The 21449-nt window shown below is 61.4% G+C and carries 17 protein-coding genes and 1 riboswitch; of the genes, 3 read left to right on the forward strand and 14 right to left on the reverse strand.

All coding sequences use genetic code 11. The features are described 5' to 3' along the window. From KUD11_RS13765 to KUD11_RS13775, 3 genes are all read right to left on the reverse strand, one after another. Window positions 1-2211: an ATP-binding cassette domain-containing protein gene (locus tag KUD11_RS13765; RefSeq protein ID WP_109384163.1), complete on the reverse strand. Its 2211-nt coding sequence runs from the start codon at window positions 2209-2211 to the stop codon at window positions 1-3. After that, window positions 2208-3437: a TolC family protein gene (locus KUD11_RS13770; RefSeq protein WP_224380251.1), complete on the reverse strand. Its 1230-nt coding sequence runs from the start codon at window positions 3435-3437 to the stop codon at window positions 2208-2210. The genes KUD11_RS13765 and KUD11_RS13770 overlap by 4 nt, the downstream gene beginning before the upstream one ends. 153 nt (window positions 3438-3590) lie before the next feature. Next, on the reverse strand, window positions 3591-6833 hold the full coding sequence (locus KUD11_RS13775; protein WP_109384161.1) for an Ig-like domain-containing protein: 3243 nt from the start codon (window positions 6831-6833) through the stop codon (window positions 3591-3593). A gap of 271 nt (window positions 6834-7104) precedes the next feature. Between KUD11_RS13775 and argE the strand changes: the two genes are divergently transcribed. Beyond that, window positions 7105-8268: an acetylornithine deacetylase gene (gene argE, locus KUD11_RS13780; protein WP_109384160.1), complete on the forward strand. Its 1164-nt coding sequence runs from the start codon at window positions 7105-7107 to the stop codon at window positions 8266-8268. Between the two features lie 22 nt (window positions 8269-8290). On the opposite strand, the gene trmB is transcribed toward argE, so the two are convergent. The 9 genes from trmB to miaB form a co-directional block, all read right to left on the reverse strand. After that, window positions 8291-9004, reverse strand: coding sequence for a tRNA (guanine(46)-N(7))-methyltransferase TrmB (trmB, locus tag KUD11_RS13785; RefSeq protein WP_109384159.1), 714 nt, complete (start codon window positions 9002-9004; stop codon window positions 8291-8293). A 197-nt stretch (window positions 9005-9201) separates the two neighbouring features. Then, a complete protein-coding gene (gene metK, locus KUD11_RS13790) occupies window positions 9202-10383 on the reverse strand; it encodes a methionine adenosyltransferase (RefSeq protein WP_109384158.1) in 1182 nt (393 codons plus the stop codon). A 5-nt stretch (window positions 10384-10388) separates the two neighbouring features. After that, window positions 10389-10437: riboswitch (SAM-SAH riboswitch) on the reverse strand. 38 nt (window positions 10438-10475) lie between these two features. After that, window positions 10476-11996, reverse strand: coding sequence for an apolipoprotein N-acyltransferase (lnt, locus tag KUD11_RS13795; protein ID WP_318010157.1), 1521 nt, complete (start codon window positions 11994-11996; stop codon window positions 10476-10478). Between the two features lie 13 nt (window positions 11997-12009). After that, window positions 12010-13008, reverse strand: coding sequence for a transporter associated domain-containing protein (locus tag KUD11_RS13800; RefSeq protein WP_109384157.1), 999 nt, complete (start codon window positions 13006-13008; stop codon window positions 12010-12012). Window positions 13009-13045: 37 nt separating this feature from the next. Next, window positions 13046-13549 (reverse strand): rRNA maturation RNase YbeY, encoded by a 504-nt coding sequence (gene ybeY / locus KUD11_RS13805; RefSeq protein ID WP_109384156.1) that lies wholly within the window; start codon window positions 13547-13549, stop codon window positions 13046-13048. Continuing rightward, window positions 13542-14564, reverse strand: a complete 1023-nt coding sequence (locus tag KUD11_RS13810) for a PhoH family protein (protein WP_224380252.1) — start codon at window positions 14562-14564, stop codon at window positions 13542-13544. Before KUD11_RS13810 ends, ybeY begins: the two co-directional genes overlap by 8 nt. Before the next feature lie 165 nt (window positions 14565-14729). Then, a complete protein-coding gene (locus KUD11_RS13815) occupies window positions 14730-15032 on the reverse strand; it encodes a hypothetical protein (RefSeq protein WP_109384155.1) in 303 nt (100 codons plus the stop codon). Window positions 15033-15043: 11 nt separating this feature from the next. After that, entirely contained in the window at window positions 15044-15547 is a 504-nt protein-coding gene (locus KUD11_RS13820; RefSeq protein ID WP_109387767.1) for an OmpA family protein, read from the reverse strand. 313 nt (window positions 15548-15860) lie between these two features. Continuing rightward, entirely contained in the window at window positions 15861-17183 is a 1323-nt protein-coding gene (gene miaB, locus KUD11_RS13825; RefSeq protein WP_109384154.1) for a tRNA (N6-isopentenyl adenosine(37)-C2)-methylthiotransferase MiaB, read from the reverse strand. Window positions 17184-17295: 112 nt separating this feature from the next. Here miaB and KUD11_RS13830 point away from each other — a divergent pair, with 112 nt between their 5' ends. Then, a complete protein-coding gene (locus KUD11_RS13830) occupies window positions 17296-18165 on the forward strand; it encodes a glycosyltransferase family 2 protein (protein ID WP_109384153.1) in 870 nt (289 codons plus the stop codon). A 227-nt stretch (window positions 18166-18392) separates the two neighbouring features. Next, window positions 18393-19253, forward strand: coding sequence for an ATP-grasp domain-containing protein (locus KUD11_RS13835; protein ID WP_109384152.1), 861 nt, complete (start codon window positions 18393-18395; stop codon window positions 19251-19253). A 105-nt stretch (window positions 19254-19358) separates the two neighbouring features. Here KUD11_RS13835 and KUD11_RS13840 read toward each other — a convergent pair whose 3' ends face one another. Then, complete coding sequence (locus KUD11_RS13840; protein WP_109384151.1) at window positions 19359-20150, reverse strand: enoyl-ACP reductase FabI; 792 nt, start codon at window positions 20148-20150, stop codon at window positions 19359-19361. 5 nt (window positions 20151-20155) lie between these two features. Further along, window positions 20156-21385 carry a beta-ketoacyl synthase N-terminal-like domain-containing protein gene (locus tag KUD11_RS13845; protein ID WP_109384150.1) on the reverse strand — a complete coding sequence of 410 codons (1230 nt, stop codon included), beginning with the start codon at window positions 21383-21385 and terminating at the stop codon, window positions 20156-20158. Window positions 21386-21449: the final 64 nt, after the last annotated feature.

Genomic DNA, 21449 nt, shown 5'->3' on the forward strand with positions numbered 1-21449 from the left:
TCATGCGCCCCCTTGCGTGCTGGCCAGATGCGCCAGAACCTGATCGCGCGGGCCATCGACGGCCATGCGCCCGTTTTGAAGGATCAATGTGCGCGAGGTCAGCGACAGGATCGGCACGCGGTGTGTGGCGATGATCGCGGTGCGCCCGGCAAGCCATGTCTCAAGGCGGCTCACCAGCGTACGTTCCAGCGTCTGATCGAGCGCCGCCGTCGGCTCGTCCAGCAGGCAGATCTTGGGATCTTGCAGCCAAAGCCGGGCCCAGCCGATGGACTGGCGTTGCCCTTGGGACAGGCCCTGCCCGCCATCAAGGATTTCCAGATCTAGCCCCTTGGCATGGCCGCGCACAAAGGGACCCAGCCCCGCAAAATCCAGCGATTGCAAGAGGCGTTCATCATCACGCTCCAGCAAATTGAGGTTGAGGTTTTCGCGCAATGTCCCGGTGAAAAGCCGCACGTCTTGGCCAAGATAGCCGATGAGGCGCCGCAGATCGCGCGGGTCAACCTGCGCCATGTCCACACCATCGAGCATCACGCGGCCCTTGGAGGGCGCGTAAAGCCCCGACAGCACCTTCAGAAGCGTCGATTTGCCCGACCCGTTGGAGCCAAGGATCGCCACCGCTTGGCCCGCGGGCAGCTTGATCGCGGGGATGTCCAGTGTTGGAGCGTCGCCCTCCTCATAGAAAAATTGCATCTCGCTCAATTCGTATCCGCCAGAGGTGGTTTCACGTCGCAGATAGGTCCGCTCAGCCTCGGTATCTTGGGCGGCACCAGCGATGCTTTCCAGCCCGTCGAGCGCGGATTTCACGTTGCCCCAGCGCGCCATGGTCCCGGCCAGTTGGGTGAGCGGCGCGAGCGTCCGGCTGGTCAGGATCGACACCGCGATAATCGAGCCCACGGTGAGCGCGCCTGCGAAAACCATATAGGTGCAGGTGATGATCGCGGCCACGTAGGTGGCTTGCTGCCCCCCCTGGCTCCAGAAGGTAAGCGCCGAGGCGAGCTTGCGCTGATCGGAGGATTTGAGTGCGCTCAGCGTGGTCAATTCGGCCCAGAGACGGCGAAACCGGTCCTCGGCGCGCTGGGTCTTCAGGGTATCAAGCTCAAACACCGCCTCATGGAGCAGGCGCGAGGATTTGGCACTGGCGCCTTGGGTTTCTTCCGTCAGGCGGATCATCCGCTTTTGCAGCAAAAAGCCCGGCACGATCATGATGATCCCGCCGATGATCAGCACCCAGACCACGTTGCCGCCGATGGAGGCCACGAGCAGAAGAAACACGAATAAAAACGGGATATCGACCAGCGTGCCCACGGTGGAGGCGGTGAAAAACTCGCGCACCGACGAAAACTCGCGCATGGATGAAAAGAGCATCGACGGCGATCGGCTGGCGATTTCCGAACGCATTCCAAGCAAGCGCTCCATCAAGATGCCCTGCACCTTGACCTCGATCTGCCGCCCGGCCCCATCCATCAGGCGCGCGCGCGCGATCTTGAGAAATGCCTCCATCAAAAGCGCCAGCGCACAGCCCGCTGCGAGGACCCACAGGGTAGCCTCGGATTGATGCGGGATCACGCGGTCGTAGACCTGCAACGCAAAGAGCGCCACAGCCACGGCCAGAAGGTTGGCCACAAAAGACCCCAACGCGACTTCGGCGAAATGACGGCGAAAGGCACGGAACTGCCCCCAGAACCAATGGGGGGCAGCCTCAGCCGTGACATGGCTGCGGGTGATCTCCGCAAGGCTCGCCTCGGCGCGCACGATGATGCCGGTGAAGAAGGGCTCAAATTCCTCTACCGGCACTTCGGCGCGGTTGTCGGTACAGGTCGTGTCATAGACGATAAGCGCGCCGCGCCGCTGCTCCAGCACGAGGATGAACTGCCCGCTGGTCATCTGCGCCAGCGCGGGCCAGTGATCGCCCGCCATATGCGCAATCGTCACCACCTCGGTGAGCATCCCACAGGCCTCAAGCCCATCAGCGAGCGCTTGCGGCTGCACCTGATCGCCCACGGCAGCGCGCGCAACCATGGCGTCCAGCAGATCGCGCGGGACCACATCGACCCCGAGGATACTGGCATAGACGGCGGCCAGCCGCGCACGCGCCTCGGCCCGTTCGCCATAGCGGCTATTGGCGGGGGTGGGTTGCGGTCTTTGCACGCCCGATGGGACGGGTTTGATCCCGCCGCTCGTGATGCTCAGGGTGACGGGGGGATTGGTCAAATTGCGCTCCCATCAGCCAGAAGGCCCAGGAGGCGGGCAATCTCAAGCTGGCTCTTGGCAAGCTCAAATTTCAGGGCGACGCTGCGCGTTTCGCGCGCGGCAAAGGTCTCGTAGACGCCAACCACATCCGTCACTTGGCGCTGCCCAGCCTCGTATTGCTCTTGGAAGAGATCAAGGTTCTGCTTGGCCTGCGCGGTCAATGCCTTGGCCTCACCCACCTGACGTTCCAAAGCGGCGGTGCGTTGCGCGAGGCGGCTCAGACGACGGCTTGCGTCCTCCTCGGCCTGCGCCACACGGCGGGCGGCTGCGTCCTTTTCCATCTCGATCGCCCTGAGGCTCGCCCCTGTGCCAAAGCCCAAGAGGTCGCCACCCACATTTATCGCGCCATCGTTTGTGTCGCCCAAACTGCCGCTGGCCGACACGCCCGGCAAAAGCCCGGCGCGGCTCACTTTCGCCTCAGCGACGGAGCGGTCCTTTTCGGCTTCGGCGCGCAGAACCGACAGGGCGCGCGCGTCAGCCGCGTCCATATGCACGGGGCTGAGGCCGCTTACGTCATTCAAGGGAACCGACGACATTGCGTTAAGCTCGGCCAAGGCCGCGCTGGCCGCCTCTTGCGCCTCGGATTGCGAGGCGCGGATTTCGCCCAGTTTCTGGCTGAGGATGCTGAGATCGGAGCGGTCGGAGACACCGCCGCGCACGCGTTCCTGCATCACCCATTCAAAATGCGCCATATCCTTGAGGGTGCGCGCATCGAGCGTGGCGCGCTCGCGCCCTTCGGCCACATCAAGATAGAGCGACAATGCCGTGAACACCCGCGCATTGGTATCGTCGGCAAGGCCCACGGCAGCCACTTCGACGTCGTGTTTGGCAAATTCCCGCTCGGCCTTGAGCCGCCCATGATCAAAAAGCACCTGCTCCACGATCAGATTGGCCACCACCTCCGACAGGCTGGTGAGGGAGATCGACGGCCCAATCCGGGGCAGCCAGTTCTTGGAGGCCGCGACCGCGCGCAGACGGGCTGCGCGAAGCTCGGCCTCGGCTGTGCGGCTGTTTGCGTCGAGCACCGCAGCGGCCACCGTGTCAAAAGGGCCGCCCTCGGGCAACGCGCTGCGCCGTGCCTGCAATGTCGTGATAATCGCGCTGGAGGCTGCCTCTTTTTGCGCAGCACTCAGCGGCGGCGTCATGCCGAAGGCAAAACGCGACACCGCGCCATCCTCACCGGCCATGCACCCTGACAGGATCAAAAGAGACGCCACACAAAGCCCCCCCCTACCCGATCCAAACCTAAACACCATATGTCGCCCCTGTAACCGGTAGCTTGTTTTTATACCGCCTCATAGTATCCCCCACCCCTGCGCTGAAGGGTGAAGGTGAATACATTATGTAATTATTTCAATATCTTGATCGATAATGATCTGCGCACTGTCGCCCAGTGTATAGATGCTGTGCACCTCATTATCCACGACTGTGGACCCTGTGCGCTGCGCACCGGAGATGGTGACGCGATCATCTGCCCCGCCGCGCACCACGACCGTATCGGTGGTGTTGGACAGGCTCTCAATCTGGCTCTCGGTCAGGGTCAGCTGGCTGCGATCCCCAAGCCGCAGATCAATCGTTTCGATCTGGAAGCCCGAGAGGTTTGCATTGCCCAGATCAACCACATTGGTGCTTGTCTCGTCCAGCACCAGATAGGTAGATGAGGCATTGCCCGCCGCGTCCGAGCTTGTCACGATAAGCTGCGAGCCATCGGGAATATTCTGCCGCCCGGTGCCTGCCGCATCAAGGAAGTTGTATTCCGTCTCGTTAAAGAACGGGTCGGGGCGGCCAAGGACGTTCACCTCACGCACAGCGCCGGAATTTGTCACCTGATGGAATTCCACCGGGCTATCGGGCGTCTCCAGCGAGACCGAGCGGTAGCCGGCACCTGCCTCGCGGTCATAGGCGACCACATCGGGCTGGTCCGGCACAATCGTGTCAACGACCAGTGTATCGCTCAGGCTGCGGGTGTTGCCCGCGCCGTCGGTGGCGTTGACGACCATCGTGTAGGCCTGATCACCCACGGGGATGGATGAGCCGGGGATATCCAACGTCCATGTTCCGTCATTGGCAACGACCGCCGCGAAGCTGCGGCCAAACACATCTACCGAGACGGTCGAGCCTGCTTCGACCTGTCCCCCAAGGGTCACGCCATCCATGGCCTCGGACGCGTTGATCACGCCATCGGTCTCAACCGGCACGCCATCGCGGGCCAATGTGTTTACATTGGTGTCAACGCGGATCGTGTCATTGAGGCTGGAGGTATTTCCCGCCCTGTCCGTCACGGCCACACTAAGGGCGGCATCATATTCACCGGGGCGAATTGCACCACCGGGGAAGCTTGCCGTCCAATCGCCGTTGCTTTGCACAATCGCCGTTTGCGCGACGCCGCCGATGCTGACGGTGGCGGTCGAGCCGGGCTCAACCGTGCCTGTGATGTCAAAGCCACTGCTGGCCACATCGCCGTTGATGACGTTGGAGCCATCAGTGCTTGTCGCGAACCGTGGGGGGCTGAGGTTAAGGTTATCGACACGCGTGTCCACATTGACCGTGCCGGAGACGTCGGTGCTGTTGCCTGCGGCGTCCGTGGTCATCGCCGTCACGGTCGCTGTGCGCACACCGCCCGTAATCTCATGGGGTTGGTAAAGGGTCTGCCAGACGCCCGCGCCATTGGCGATTGCATCATGCTCGGCCCCATCAAGCGTTACCTTGACCAACGCGCCGGGATCAGCGCGGCCCGATATCACGACGCCCGTCTGGCTCTCGACGAGGTTGATCGTCCCGTCACCCGCGATGCCGCTTGTGTTGAGGTTCAGCGCGCCTGCATCGGTATCGACCTGCACGCTTTGGGTGACGGTGCTTGTGTTGCCCGCCCCATCCGTGGCCGTGGCCGCAAGGGAGGTGGTGTAGGTGCCCGCAGGGATCTGGGCGGCGGTGAAGCTCGCGGTCCAACTGCCATCGGCCTGCACTGTGGCAGGGATCTCGACAGTGCCGAGGCGGACCATCACGCTGCTGCCCGGCTCGCCCGTGCCGTTGACCACAAGGCCCGCGCCCGCCTCTGACGCGTTGATCACGCTATCAGCGCCGCCCGCGGTGTTGGCCATCGTGAAGTTTTCGACGAAGGTATCGACGCGGATCGTGCCGGTTGTGGTGTTGAAATTGCCCGCGGCATCGGTGGTTTGCGCCACCACGGTGGCGTCATACTGCCCCTGCGCGATGGAGCCCGGCGCATAGGTCGCAGTCCACTGACCTTGATCATTGGCTGTCACCGTCCGCGCGACCCCCTCAAGGGTCACAATCACGGTGGAACCTGGGGTCGCGGTGCCGGTCACATCAATGCCAGCCTGCATTTCGCCCGCATTTACAATGCCGTCACCTTCAATCGTCGCGGTGTTGATGCTGATCTCATTGGCCACGGTATCCACGCGCACCGTTTCGGTGATTGTGGTGCTGTTACCAGCCGCATCACGCGACACGATCGTGACCGTCTCGTCATATTCGCCGGTGCGCAGGCTGCCATTTTCGAACAGAACACTCCATGTGCCGCCGTTTGTCACGGTTGTCTCGCGGGTCACATTGTCGATGGTGACTTCGATTGTGGCACCCGCCTCGCCGGTACCCGAAAGACTCACGCCGGTTTGCATTTCATCCGCATTGGTCACGTCGCCAGAGGTCACTGTGCCGTCGGTCACATCAAGAACGGGCGGTGTGGTGTCGATTGTCACGTTCGGCCCTGTGAGGTCGGTGACCCTGCCATCGCCTTCCGTGACTTTGACCTCGACAACATGCGTGCCATCGGGCGGGAACGTGCCGCCTTCAAACGTCACGTCCCAATCGCCGTTCTCGTCGGCGACCGTCTCTTCCGTCTCGCCCCCAATCATCACTTCGATCTTGGAGCCGGGATCGGCCTTGCCACTTATATCAATCGGGCTGTTGGTGGGGCCTGCGCCATCGCCGCCAATGGCAATAGTGCCGCTCTGGTCGATGGAGGGCGAGATACGCGTGGGCACGCCACCTGCGCCACCACCTCCTCCTCCGCCGCCGCCATCACCACCTTCAATCACTTGGCTTGCCACGACGGCCGCTGCACCCGCGCCTGCCGCGCCCAAAAGACCGGAGCCGCCCAAAAGCGCGCCGATACCAAGCATTGAGACTTCATCATCGCCGCCGGTGCCCGTCACGATATCGGCGGGGCCAGCCACTTCGGTGCCATCAAGGAAAATCAGATCGTCCGAAGGGCTCCATTTGCCCCACTGAGCCGTCGGCCCATACTGGCTATAAAGCACGCCATCGGGCCCTTCGGAAATCGTCACCTCATTGAGATAGCCATCCGCAGAGATGAAAAGACGGCTCGCATCGCCATTTTCATTAAAGTAATTCTCGAGCACCACAACACGCCCATCGGCGAGCGTGATTTGCAGATTGTCCTCGGACCGGCTGTAGCCGACGATATCCATCTGCCGCAAATTGAGAGAAATTTCTTCGCCTGAGCCTGCATCAATGCGGGTAATTCCGCCATCTGCTGAAACTGAACCATACTGAGTTGCGCCCGCATTTGTGCGGACGACGAAATCAATCACCTTCATTACACCACCACTCTTAAATCTCAAAAAAGGGCGCTTATGCACCTCTATAAATTAATTGATCTAAGCGTAACGCGGATTTCCACCTGTCGCTAGAGGGTTTTCGCGAGCTACGTGAATTTTGTCAAAATTAAGGCAAATCAGCGACGTAGAGGCCAGAGCTATGCCAAACTAAGCCAAATCAGAGTCTTTCTTGCAACACAGCGTTGCGGCCTTGACGGCCCCCTGCCACCCACGCAATCTGGTCCGGTTGCCCCAGATAAGGTCAGGCCTCATGCCCACACGACTTGAACAGACAACCGCGATCCTTGGCGAGCTGGTGGCGTTCCCCACCATCTCGACCGACAGCAATATCGCGATCATCGCCTATCTGGCCCAAAGGCTGGAGGATGCAGGTGCGCGGGTTGAAGTGCTTCTCGACCCCGGCGGACAAAAGGCCAACCTTTTTGCCACAATGGGGCCCGAGGGTGACGGCGGCGTCGTCTTGTCTGGCCACTCTGACGTGGTGCCCGTGTCCGATCAAGTCTGGTCCAGCGATCCGTTTGAGATGCGCGCGGCAGAGGGGCGGCTTTACGGGCGCGGGACCTGCGACATGAAAGGGTTCGTCGCGGCCTGTATCGCGCTTGCACCAGAATTTGGCGCGCGGCGCCTCACGCGGCCTTTGCATTTTGCCTTCACCCATGACGAGGAAACCGGATGCCTCGGCGCACAGAGCCTTGCTACGCATCTCACCACCTCTGGGCTGCGGCCCTCACTGGCCCTGATCGGAGAGCCGACGATGATGCGTGTGATCGAGGGGCATAAGGGATGCTACGAGTATTCAACGCATTTTCACGGGCTGGCCGGGCATGGGTCGGGACCAGACCAAGGCGTGAATGCGGTGGAATATGCGGTGCGGTTCGTCGCGCGCCTTTTGGAGCTCAAAGACAGGTTGCGCGCGCGTGCGCCCGAGGGCAGCCGGTTTGAGCCGCCTTGGACCACGATCAACACCGGCGCTTTGGAGGGCGGCGTCGCGCATAACGTGATCCCATCAAGCGCGCGAGTGGATTGGGAGATGCGGCCTGTGCAGCTCTCGGATGCGGATTTTGTGAAGGAGGATCTGAGGCGCTATTGCGAAGACGTCCTGCTGCCTGCGATGCGCGCCGTCTATCCCGAGGCCGAGATTGACACACAGGTGATTGGCGAGGTTGCGAGCCTTGTGCCCGCCGAGCCCAACGAGGCGCGGCAGATCTTGATGGAGCTGACCGGGGCCAATGGCGCGGATGTGGTGGCCTTCGGCACCGAAGCAGGGATTTTCCAGAATTTGGGGATGTCAGCGGTGGTCTGTGGACCCGGCTCGATCGAGCAGGCGCACAAGGCCGATGAATATATCAGCCTTGCTCAGCTGAGCGAGTGCCTTGGCATGCTGGAGCGGTTGGGCGAGCAGATGACGGCCTAGCGCCTTCCCGCTTGCAGGTGGCTCAACTCTTGCGAAACGTGAGGTAATGCGGCGTGCGGCCTTCGTCTATGGCCTTGGCCTCATAGCGCGTCTGGGTCCAGTCGGACCACGCCTCACGCCAATCCTGCGGACGCTCGGCCAACCACTCAAAGCCCTGTCTCGGCACCTCTTCCAGCGTTTGGCGGACATAGTCGGGAATGTCCGTGGCCACACGCAGCTCCGCGCCCGGACGCATAACGCGGGCCAGTGGGGCCAGATGCTCAGGCGTTACAAACCGGCGGCGGTGGTGGCGCTTTTTAGGCCACGGATCAGGATAGAGCAGAAAGGCGCGCGCAAGGCAGGCATCGGGCAACACATCAAAGAGGTTGCGCGCATCACCGGGGTGTATGGAGACATTATCGGCTGGTGTCTTCCGCAGCTTGGTCAGCAGCATGGCGACACCGTTGAGATAAGGCTCGCAGCCGATAAAGGCGATATCGGGGTTGAGGTGGGCCTGATGCACCAAATGCTCACCGCCGCCAAACCCGATTTCCAGCCACAGCTCGCGACCGCCAAAGAGAGCCTTGATATCCAGAGGCGTGCGGTCCGGGTTATCTTCCCATCCGATGCCGGGAGGCATACGGGCGGGCAGGTCTTCTTCCAGCAGGCGCTCTTGCGAGGCGCGCAGGGATTTGCCTTTGAACCGGCCATAGAAATTGCGCCACGGGGCGCCGGAGGGGTGTTTTAGCGTTGCCATAGGCGCAGGCTTTAGCGTGGGCTGCGGCGGGGTGCAATCCTGCGGAGGTGGCGGAAGGTTTGAGTATTTTATCTAAGAAGAAAGCAGGGGCATTGCGCCAAGTCTGCGGCATGTGGGGTGCGGCAGCGGCCCCTCTGAGGGCCGCTGCTTGGCTTTAGAGCATGCGCCGCAGGGCGCATTCCTTTGTGTCAGGGCGATCAGACTTCGCTTTTGAGCTTTTCCACCAGATCCGTGCGTTCCCAGCTAAAGCCGCCATCGGCATCTGGCGTCCGGCCAAAGTGGCCATAGGCCGCCGTCCGCTGATAGATGGGGCGGTTCAGCGAGAGATGCTCGCGGATGCCACGAGGCGTGAGATCCATGGATTTCCCAATGGCTTTCTCGATCGCGGCCGGGGACACGTCATCGGTGCCGTGGCAATCCACATAGATCGAGAGCGGTTTGCTCACTCCGATCGCGTAGCTGAGCTGGATTGTGCAACGCTCCGCCATGCCTGCGGCAACTACGTTTTTCGCGAGATAGCGCGCGGCATAGGCGGCCGAGCGGTCCACTTTCGTCGGGTCTTTACCCGAGAACGCGCCACCGCCATGGGGCGCCGCACCGCCATACGTGTCCACGATGATCTTGCGCCCCGTGAGGCCTGCATCGCCATCGGGGCCGCCGATCACGAATTTTCCGGTGGGGTTCACGTGCCATTCGGTTTGCGGCGTGATCCAGCCTTCGGGCAGGACCTCAAGGATGTAGGGCTCGACCATAGCGCGGATATCGGCGGAGGTCAGCGCCTCATCGAGGTGCTGTGTGCTGAGCACGAGCGAGCTGATGCCCATCGGAACGCCGTCTTTGTAGATCACCGAAAGCTGGCTTTTTGCGTCCGGGCCAAGCGCGGGCTCGGTGCCATCTTTGCGCACTTCGGCAAGGCGGCGCAGGATGGCGTGGCTGAACTGAATGGGCGCGGGCATGAGCGCGTCGGTCTCTGTCGTGGCATAGCCGAACATGATGCCTTGATCGCCCGCACCTTCATCCTTGCCCGAGGCCGCATCGACCCCTTGGGCGATATGCGCGGATTGTTCGTGCAGAAGGTTGGTGATTTCACAGGTTTTCCAGTGGAACTTCTCCTGCTCGTACCCGATATCCTTGATGCAGGCGCGGGCGATGTCTTCGATCCTGCCCATGTAATCGTGCAGCTTGTCGGGGTCCGAGAGGCCCACCTCGCCGCCGATGATCACGCGGTTGGTGGTGGCGAAGGTCTCGGTAGCCACGCGGGCTTCGGGCTCTTCTGCGATAAAAGCGTCAAGGACGGCATCGGAAATGCGGTCGCAGACTTTATCCGGGTGCCCCTCCGAAACGGATTCGGAGGTGAGGGTGTAGTTCTGTCGTGCCATGAAAACGCTCCATTGGATTGAATCCGCCACGCCAGGAAGCCGTTGCGACGGTTGCGCATGGAGGTATCGGCAGGGGCCGGGCGCGTCAATCGTTAAAGCGCGGACCCTTTGCCACGGGCCCTGTGACGCAGGCTGAGGCCAAGGCCGAGCGCCAAGAGCAGCAACACCAAAGGACCGTCACCCATACGGGCATAGAGCGTAGGCCGCGCAGGTGGCGGCAGGCTTGCGTCGATCCAGCCCGCCTCGCCCAGCCCGATCTGCGCCGTGATCTGCCCTGCGGCATCAATCATGGCCGAGACGCCGGTATTAGCCACGCGGATCATCGGCAGGCCTTGTTCGGCGCTGCGCAGGCGGGCCTGTGCGAGGTGTTGATAGGGGCCGGAGGCCTGCCCGAACCATGCGTCATTGGTGATCAGCAGCAAGAAATCCGCCCGTGCGGGCGCGCCGCGCAGATCGCGGGCAAAAACCCCTTCATAGCAGATGAGCGGAAGCGCCGTGCCAATCCCCGGCACCTCGATCACCTGCGGGCCGGGACCGGACGAGTAGCCATGGCCCGCCCGCGCCGCGAGGCCCGAGATACCAAAACGCCCCAGCCAATCGCCGAAGGGGATATACTCGCCAAAGGGAACAAGGTGATGTTTGTCATAAAGGGCTGCCAGATCCCCCTGCCCGTCCAACAAGATCATGGAATTGTAGAGCCGCAGCCCATCAAGCCGCTGAATGCCCAGAACCACAGGCGCGCCGCGCGCCGCGTCCTGCACAGACCCCAAGGCCCCCGCCGCCTGATTGAGCAGGCTCGGCACGGATGTCTCGGGCCAGACGATCAGATCGGGGGGCGCGTCTGCGGCGGTATAGTCAAGCTGGCGCGTGAAAAATGTGCGGATATGGTCCGGGTCCCATTTTTGATCCTGCGGCGCGTTGGGTTGCACAAGGCGCACGACGGCTGCGTCCTGCGGCATCTCCGGCGCGCGGGTGAGCATTGGCCCAACCACCAGCGCGCCAGCAAGGGTCACAAGGCCCAGCGCACCGGGAATGCGCCGCGCATCCAGCACATGCCATGCCGCCACAGCCCCAATGAGCGTCGCGCCCGACAGCAACAGCGCCCCCCCAAGCGAGGCCCAGCCCAAAAGGCCGGTGTCGATCCAGATATGGCCCACCTGCGCCCAGGGAAAGCCGGTGAAGATCCAGCCGCGCAAGGCCTCGGTCAGCACGCCTGCTGTGATCCACGCAAGAGCGCCACCGCCGATGCCCCGCGCCCAGGCCCAGCCGATGGCCCAGAAAAGCCCCATGCCAACGCCCATAAGCATCAGCGCAAAAGGCGCCATCCAGCCATGGCGCGCCACATCGACGAGAAACGGCTCAATGATCCAGTTGAGCGAGACCAAGAAGTATCCCGTGCCCGCGGCCCAGCCGGCCCAAAGCCCTTGGCGCAGCGTGCGCGTGATCCGGAAGATCCCGTAAAGGGCTGCAAGCGCGATGATGCTTACCGGCCAGAGGCCCCAAGGTGCCTGCCCCAGTGCCGCCGCAGCCCCAAGTCCCACAGCAATCGCCAAACGCGCCTTCGGGCCAAGCCGCGCGAGGCGCGTCTCCAGCAGGCCTGCTGCCATCATCATGCGTTGTGACCTCTCACGAAGTTTTGGTCTGAGGGGCCATGCCCTGCGGGGTGGCGGGCTCAATTTTAGCCTCGGGTTTTACCTCGGCAGTGGTTTGCGCCGCATCCGCCCCCGGTGTTGGTTGCACGACCAGTTTTGACGCGCTCGGCAAGCGCACGCGCAGCCGCTTGACCCGGCGCGGGTCAGCCTCCAGCACTTCTATCACTGTGCCACTTGGATGCTCGATCAACTCGCCACGCACGGGCACACGGCCCAACATCATGAACACAAGACCACCCAAAGTTTCGATCTCTTCCTCGTCCACCGCATCCATATCGGTGAGCGAATGACCGATCTCAGCCTCAAAATCACTCAGCGGTGTCTTGGCCAGTGCAATGTAACAGCCGGGCTTTTCCTCGGTCCATGCGGTGGCCTCATCAACGTCATGCTCGTCCTCGATCTCGCCCACGACCTGCTCGATAAGATCCTCAATCGTGACAAGCCCGTCTACCCCGCCATACTCGTCAATCACCAACGCCATATGCCGCCGCTCGCTTTGCATCTTTTGCAAGAGCACCCCGATGGTCATTGAGGGCGGCACATAAAGAAGCTGCCGCAGCATGTCTTTAAGATTAAAATCGCACTCACCGGCGTTAAACCCGTGGCGCAGAGCAAAATCCTTGAGATGCGCAAAACCCACAGGCGTGTCCAGCGTGCCCTCGTAGATCGGCACGCGGGTGAGGCCCGTCTCGCGAAAGAGGCTGACCAGATCGTCCTTGGTTATGTCTGCTGGGGCCGAGACGATCTCGGCTTTGGGGATGGCTACATCCTCCACATCCATGTTGCGCAGGTTGAGAAGGCCGTGCCCTGCGCCTGTGCCGTTTCTCGTGGCCTCCGCGTCTGCGTCATCCGCTGAGGTGTCCGTGCTGAACGCCCCCATGATACGGCGGAAAAATCCGCCCTCGGTGCTTGCCTCTGTATCCGTCTGCGCGCCCTGCGCTGCGTTAGAGGAGCCGTCGTTGCTGTCGCCCATTGTGTCCTGTTCCAAAACGAGGCCATGCCCCTTTACGTCAATATGGGCTGGCAATACCCAGTTTGCCAAGTATTTGCACCTCTGTTGTTTCCATCAACGTGGCATCTTCGTCACGGATATGGTCATAGCCCAGAAGATGCAGCACGCCGTGGACCATCAGATGGGTCGTGTGATCGGCAAGGCTCTTGCCTTGTGCGAGGGCCTCAGCGGCGCAGGTATCATAGGAAATAGCGATATCCCCAAGCTCTGCGTCCATGTCAGAGGGGGGGGTGGGCGTCGCGCCGGGGGCCGGGGCCGCGCGCTCCTCGCTGGGCCAGCTCAGCACATTGGTGGCTTGCGATTTGTCCCGAAAATCCGCGTTGAGCCCGGAAATCCGCGTATCATCACAGCCCAGAACGGCAATCTCAAAGGCGCTTGGGTCAATATCCAGATGGCGCAACGTCGCCTCCGCCGCGCGCGCCGAGATCGCCGTCAGACCCGCGGCCTCCCAGCGTGCGTCGTCGATCACCACATCCGTCAGGGCCCTGTCAGGATCAGCCATCGGCCTCATACGCCTCGATGATCGCGGCCACCAGCGGGTGGCGCACAACGTCCTTGGAGGTGAAGTAATTGAAGCTGATCTTCGGGATGGTGCTGAGAAGTCGCTCGGCATCTGCCAGCCCCGACGGCACACCGCGCGGCAAATCAATCTGCGTGCGGTCGCCCGTGATCACCATGCGAGAGCCTTCGCCAAGGCGCGTGAGGAACATCTTCATCTGCATCGACGTGGCGTTTTGCGCCTCGTCCAGCACCACAAACGCATTGGCCAGCGTCCGTCCGCGCATGAAGGCGAGCGGTGCAATCTCGATCTTCTTATCCTCGATCAGCTTGGCCATCTGCTTGCCGGGCAGAAAATCATTCAGCGCATCGTAAAGCGGCTGCATGTAGGGATCGACCTTGTCCTTCATGTCACCGGGCAGATAGCCAAGCTTCTCGCCCGCCTCCACCGCCGGGCGGCTGAGGATGATACGGTCCACATGCCCTTCAATAAACATCGACACGCCCACAGCCACCGCAAGATAGGTCTTGCCCGTGCCCGCCGGACCAATGCCAAAGGCCAACTCATTGGCAAAAAGCGCTCGGACATAGGCTTTTTGTGCATCCGTGCGTGGCTCCACCAGCTTTTTGCGGGTCTTAATCTCGACCCGACCGCCCTTGAAAAGCTCCATCTGATCGCCCGTGCGCACGCCTTTGGTCATGGCGGCCCCCACCTCTGCACCGCCCATGCGCAATTCGCGGTCGATATCGCCATGCTCAACGCCGCGGCCCGCCTCAAGCCGGTCATAGAGCGCCTGGAGTACGCCAGAGGCCTCAGCGACCTGCGCCGCCTCGCCGTGGATGGCCAGTTGATTGCCACGGCGCAGAATCTGCACACCAAGGATCTGCTCGATCTCGGCGAGGTTTTTGTCATGCTCACCGCAGAGGTCGATCAGCAGAAAGTTGTCAGGAAATTCAATCACATCCTTATGCAGGGCGGATGGATCGGCGGCGGCGGTGGGCAGCTCTGTGGGGGGCAAACAGATCTCCGTTGCATTGGCGCGCGGATGCGCGGGTCAGGATGGATGGTGCCAAGCGCGCACGGAAGGTGCAAGCATCATAAAGCGCCACGTGGCCCCAGAGTGTGAAAACCCGCAAGCGCGCGGCCTGCGGGTCTGTCTTTTGTGCACGGGTCGCGCAAATATTTAGATCGGGTCCGACACGACAGACCCACGCTTGAACGCGCCTGTGGCAGTGTTCGGTGGCGCTGTGCCCGAGCAGACGGGCTTGCCGTATTTGTCGAGCCGCTGCGAGAGGTAGCCCTCGATCCCGTCATCAATGATCCAATGATCGCACCCGTTGGGGTCAATCCAGATCCCGGCCTTAAGCTGGCTCAGGTGCTTGGAGTCAAAACCGCGATCTACGGTTTTGTTCTGTTTAGAGCCAGCGGCGCAGCCTGACACGGCCAGAGCGGCGCACAGGGCAACCGAAAGTTTAACGAGTTTCATAAAACGCCCCCCTAGCGAATACAGATGATTTCAACACGGCGGTTCTTAGCCATCCCGGCATGTGTGTTGTTGGACGCTTTCGGCAGCCGCTCGCCATAGCCGCGAATATCCGCGATACGCGCCCCGGTGCTGGCCGCGACACGGGCCACGGAATTGGCGCGGCGCAGGGACAGGTCCATGTTGTAGGCGTCCGATGCGCGACTGTCGGTGTGACCCGTAATAATGTAGGACACGGCCCCAGTCTGGCGGAAGAAATTCGCCAACTGCTGCTGACCCGCGCTGGTAATGCGCGCGCTGTCGGTGTGGAAATACTGATCCGAGTTCATGACACCACAAACATTGCCCCGGCGGCAGACCGGAATGCCCTGGCGGCTGACATGGGGGGTCATATAGCCCTCCCAGCCGTCATCCATGACCCAATGCTCACACCCATCCGGATCAACCCAGATTGTCGGTGTATAATTTTCGCCCACTACCGTCGTTTGCTGAGCGGTGGCAGCGCTCCCGGCAAACATGAATACCGCGCCAAACGCAGCAGCGGCGACACCGCCCCAAACCTTGCGCGCCGACGTGAGAAATCCCTCAGTCACAGCTCTCATCCTTTTTTCTGTTCCCCCAAGGGCACACGCTGTTTACGCACTGTGCCCAGACACTAGATAACCAGTTAATCTTACCAGACTTACCTAGGGTGTGAAGCATAAATAAGGCCCAAAGACAGGGGTCAAACCCCATCTATCGCGGCACGCGGAGCGCTAGACACAAAATGAAGGCGCACAGGGACGTGTGCCGAGCCAGGGGCGAATCGGCCTAGCTGCGCGTGATGACCTTTCAGATCAGATCACCCGCAAGTGAATTGGTCTGGCTTTGCATGATCCGGACACGGGCCAGATCCCCCGCCTTGAGGCTGGGGGCTGTCACGTGAACTGCGTGCAGATACTCGGACTTGCCGGTCATCTGGCCGTCCATCCGTCCGGGCTTTTCAAACAAAACGCTCACTTCGCGGCCCACCATCGCGTCCTGAATCTCGCGCTGATGCTGTGTGATCAGCGCCTGAAGCCGGGACAGCCGGTCGCTGGCGGCGTCCGCATCTACCTGCGCGCGGTCTGCGGCGGGTGTGCCGGGGCGGGTGGAGTATTTGAATGAGTAGGCATAGCCATAGCGCACCTCCTCCACGAGGCGCAGAGTGTCTTGGAAATCCGCCTCGGTCTCTTCTGGAAAGCCCACGATGAAATCACCCGAGAGCACGATATCAGGGCGCGCGGCGCGGATACGCTCGATCACACGCAGATAGCTTTCGGCGGTGTGTTTGCGGTTCATCCGTTTCAGAATACGGTCGCTGCCCGATTGCACAGGCAGATGCAGATAGGGCATCAGCTTGGCACAGCTTCCATGGGCATCGATCAGGTCGTCGCTCATGTCATTGGGGTGGGATGTGGTGAAGCGGATACGCTCCAGCCCGTCCACGTCATTCAGCGCCCAGATGAGCTTGGCCAGCGTCCAGTCGGCCCCATCGGGCCCCGCGCCGTGATAGGCGTTGACGTTCTGGCCCAAGAGGGTGATCTCGCGCACGCCGCGCTCCACCAGCCCTTTGGCCTCGTCCACGATGCGCTGCACCGGGCGGCTGACTTCGGCCCCACGGGTATAGGGCACCACGCAAAAGGCGCAGAACTTGTCACACCCCTCCTGCACGGTCAAAAACGCCGTGGGGCCACGCATGGCCTTGGGCCGCGCTTTCAGCCTCTCAAACTTGTCTTCTTCCGGGAAATCCGTGTCGAGCGCCTTGGCCCCGCCCCCGGCGCGGGACTCCATCTCGGGCAGGCGGTGATAGCTTTGCGGGCCCACGACCAGATCGACCATAGGCTGACGGCGGATGATCTCCGCGCCCTCGGCCTGCGCCACACAGCCCGCCACGCCAATCTTGAGGTCAGGATTGGCCTCTTTATGCACCCGCATCCGCCCCAGCTCGGAATATATCTTCTCCGCCGCCTTCTCACGGATGTGGCAGGTGTTCAGCAGGATCATATCCGCGCCCTCGGGGCTGGAGATTTCCTCGTAGCCCGCGCCGCCCAAAGCTTCCGCCATACGCTCAGAGTCGTAGACGTTCATTTGACATCCATAAGTCTTGATGTAGAGCTTTTTCGCGCCTGCCATGGACCTGCCTCGGATGGTGTGGAACTCGGGGCTTGCCTATACCACAAGGGCCGCGTCTTGCAATGCGCGGCGAATTGGCCAAACTGGCGCGAAAACCCAAATGAGGGCAGGAATGCAGTATAGCAGTCTCGACGATTTTCTGGCCCGTGGGCAGGCGCATCTTGCCAAAGGGCCGATTGGCCTCGTCTTTGCCGAGGATCAGGTGGAGCTGGGCAGCACCCTGCGCCACCATCTTGATGCGGGGTTCAAATCGCTCGTGATCTTCGCGCCCGATGACTTCAAGCTGCCTGCGGACGTGGGCGAACGCGTGGTCCGCGTCCGATATGACGTAACGGGCGGCGACAGCTACATCGCGGCGGTGAACGCGGTGATCAAGGCCGCGGCTGGTCAATGGCTCTATTATTGCTTCAACGCCGAATATCTTTTTTATCCCTTCATCGAAACGCGCAGCGTGGGCGAGATGCTGACCTATCACGCGGAAGAGCGGCGCGATGCCATGCTCAGCTACGTGGTGGACCTTTATGCGGGCGATCTGGATGCGCATCCCAATGCGGTGCATCTGGAAGACGCGCATATGGACAAATCGGGCTATTACGCCCTCGCCCGCGCCGATCCGGCCAACCACAACCACCCCAAGGAGCGGCAGCTTGATTTCTTCGGCGGCCTGCGCTGGCGCTATGAGGAGCATATTCCCGCCGCGCGCCGCAAGATCGACCGGATTTCGCTTTTTCGCTGCAAGGACGGGCTGGAGCTGCGCGCGGATCACACATTCAATGATGAAGAATACAACACCTATGCCTGCCCGTGGCACAACAACCTGACCTCGGCCGTGGTGTCGTTCCGCACCGCCAAGGCGCTGAAAAGCAACCCCGGCTCGATGTTCGATATCCACACATTCAAATGGCACAACTCGACGCAGTTCGAATGGCATTCACGGCAATTACTGGACCTTGGCCTGATGGAACCGGGGCAGTGGTTTTAGAAGGGTGCGGGCGCGGGTTTTTGTCGGGGGAGGTTGCTCTGTGCGATGGCGTGGGGTTTTAGGTTGGGATTGGGTCGGTGGTGGTCTGCTTTGAGGACGAAGCTTCCTTTCAGTGTAACGTGACCCAAGTCCGCTTTAGGGAGGGTGTTCAACTGGTTGACACAAATCCATTACGTGGAGCGCGTACCGTGGACAATGACTGAATCCACCTTACCGAGAGGAACCTTATGCACATTGCCATTGCTGCCTGCAGGACAAACCCACAGCTTTCTTTGTCAAACAAAACCCTGCAATCAGCTTTGGAAACTTGTGGTGCGCGTGTCTCAGTTTTGAACTGGAATGAACACTCTGCTGCGGATTTTCTCTCGTGTGATCTTACACTGCTCAGACAGACTTGGGACTACCAGAATGACCCCGGCGGTTTTGCAGCTTGGTTGATAAGGCTCAATGCAATGGGTGGTCAAATCGAAGCGCGTCCCGACCTGGCCATATGGAACAATGACAAGCGCACGCTGATCGAAATAAAGGCTGCTGGAGTGGAAATTCCGGAAACTTACCGGTCGGTCGAAGACGCCATTGCAAGCCAAGGTGATCGGGGCTCGACGGAAAAACTTGTGCTAAAACCCGCGTTTGGCGGCGACGGTGTAGGCGTAGAAGAAACGTGTCTCTCTGAGATTGAAGCGACACGTACAAAGATTGAGCGAGACGTGCCGGGACGCCCAATTTTGGTGCAAGAGTTTTTGCCTGAAATTGATGACGGCGAGTGGAAAATGACGTGTATCGACGGCAAAGTCGAACTCGCAGTGCAGGCGAAGCCAATGACTGGAGAATTTCGTATCAATTCGCGCTTCGGTCCAACCATTGCAGCTGCAGAGCCACCTGCTGCGGCTCGATCAGCGGCGGAAAAAATCATGGCATTTGTGGGAGCGCCTCTTTGTGCCCGTGTGGACGGTGTCATGCGCGAGGACAGGTTCATCTGCACTGAGCTAGAGCTTTGCGATCCTGACCTACACCTACATTACGCGCCAGAGGTCGCGACGATACTCGCAGAAGCAACACTCCGGCGAATTGACGGTGAGCAAGCCTGACTACAGACATTCGTTTGCGGCGCAGAATTTCGCACTTTGGGCTCAAAGCAGACGCTCTCCCGGCGCCCGCCCCAAAGTCAGACCCTCACCAAACTCCAACCCCCTTCAGATGTTTTCCGCCTGCGGCATGCCCAGCACGTGAAATCCGCCATCGACGTGGATGATCTCTCCGGTCGTGCACGCACCCGCGTCGGAGGCGAGGTAAACCGCCGTGCCGCCCACTGCCTCCAGCGTGGCATTGGCGCGCAGGGGCGCGTTCATGTCGGTATGCTTGTAGGTCTTGCGCGCGCCCCCGATGGCGGCCCCGGCGAGGGTTTTCATCGGGCCGGGGCTGATCGCGTTGACGCGGATGCCTTCGGGGCCGAGATCATTGGCCAGATAGCGCGTGGCGCTCTCAAGGGCGGCCTTGGCCACGCCCATGACGTTGTAATTGGGCGCCACGCGGTTCGAGCCCTGATAGGTCAGCGTCAGAAGCGTGCCGCCCTTCTCCACCATCATCGGATGCGCGCGGCGCGCCACCTCGATGAAGGAATAGCATGAGATATCCATCGAGTTCTTGAAATTGGCCCGGCTGGTGTTCAAGAACCGGCCCGTCAGCTCGGATTTGTCGGAAAACGCCACCGCATGCACGACGAAATCAAGGCTGTCCCAGCGCGCGGCGAGGGCCTCGAACGCCGCATCGAGCGAGGCATCGTCGGTCACGTCCACATCGACCATGAAATCCGAACCCACGCTCGCCGCCAGAGGCTCCAGCCGTTTGCCGAATGCCTCGCCCTGATAGGTGAAGGCAAGCTCGGCCCCGGCCCCGTGCATGGCCTTTGCGATGCCCCATGCGATCGAGCGGTCATTGGCGACCCCCATGATCAGGCCGCGTTTTCCGGCGAGTGCGTGTGTCATCTGGCCTATCCTTCAAACTTGCTCAGAAGCATCGAGCCATTCGTGCCGCCGAAACCGAAACTGTTGGTCATCACCGTGTCGAGGCCCGCATTCTCGCGTAGCTCGGTCGCGATCTCTGCGGGGGCGAGCGCCGGATCAAGCGTGTCCACGTTGATCGACGGAATGATGAAGTCATTCTTGAGCGCCAGCAGGCAATAGATCGCCTCTTGCGCGCCGGTCGCCCCCTGGCTGTGGCCCGTCATGGATTTGGTCGAGCTGATGGGCGGCGTGCTGCCTTGGCCAAACACCCGCCGCACCGCTTCGACCTCGCCCACATCGCCCACGGGGGTCGAGGTGCCATGGGCGTTGATATAGCTCACCTTTCGGTCGGGGCTGAGCGTGCGCAGCGCGCCACGCATGGCCCGTTCCCCGCCCTCACCCGACGGCGCGACCATATCCGCACCATCCGATGTGGCGGCAAAGCCCGTCACTTCGGCATAGATTTTCGCACCCCGCGCCTGCGCGCGCTCAAGGCTTTCCAGCACCAGTATCGCGCCTCCCCCCGAGATCACAAACCCATCGCGATCCGCGTCAAACGCGCGCGAGGCTTTCTCGGGCGTGTCGTTATACTTGGACGACATCGCGCCCATCGCGTCAAAGAGGCACGACAGCGTCCAGTCAAGCTCCTCCCCGCCGCCTGCAAACATCACGTCCTGCGTGCCAAGCGCCACCTGTTGCGCCGCCATCCCGATGCAATGCAGCGAGGTCGAGCAGGCCGAGGTGATCGAGAAATTCATGCCCTTGATCTGGTAAGCTGTGGCAAGGTTTGCAGACACTGTGGACGACATGCATTTGGGCACCGCAAAGGGCCCGATCCGTTTGGTCGCGCCGGTTTTCAGCACCACCTGATGCGCGGCCAGCATGGCCGACGTGCTTGGTCCACCAGATCCCGCGATCAGACCCGTCATCGGGTCCACAACCTCGGACGGCTCCAGCCCCGCATCGGCAATGGCCTGCCCCATCGCGATATGGGCATAGGCGGATCCCGGCCCCATGAAGCGCAGGGTCCGCTTGTCCACATGCTCGGACACATCAAGATCGACGGCGCCCGCGATCTGGCTGCGGAACCCGTGTTCCTTCATTGCCTCATTGGCGGTGATGCCAGAGCGGCCTGCCTTGAGCGCGGACAAAACCTCGCCCGCGTCATTTCCGATGGATGATACGATGCCCAAACCTGTCACGACCACGCGGCGCATGTGCAATCTCCCCTAGCGGTTCTCGGCCCTTGTGTAGGACAGCACGGGGCGCAGGAGCAAGCAG

The sequence above is a fragment of the Roseovarius carneus genome, assembly GCF_020141465.1.
Classification (GTDB): domain Bacteria; phylum Pseudomonadota; class Alphaproteobacteria; order Rhodobacterales; family Rhodobacteraceae; genus Roseovarius; species Roseovarius carneus.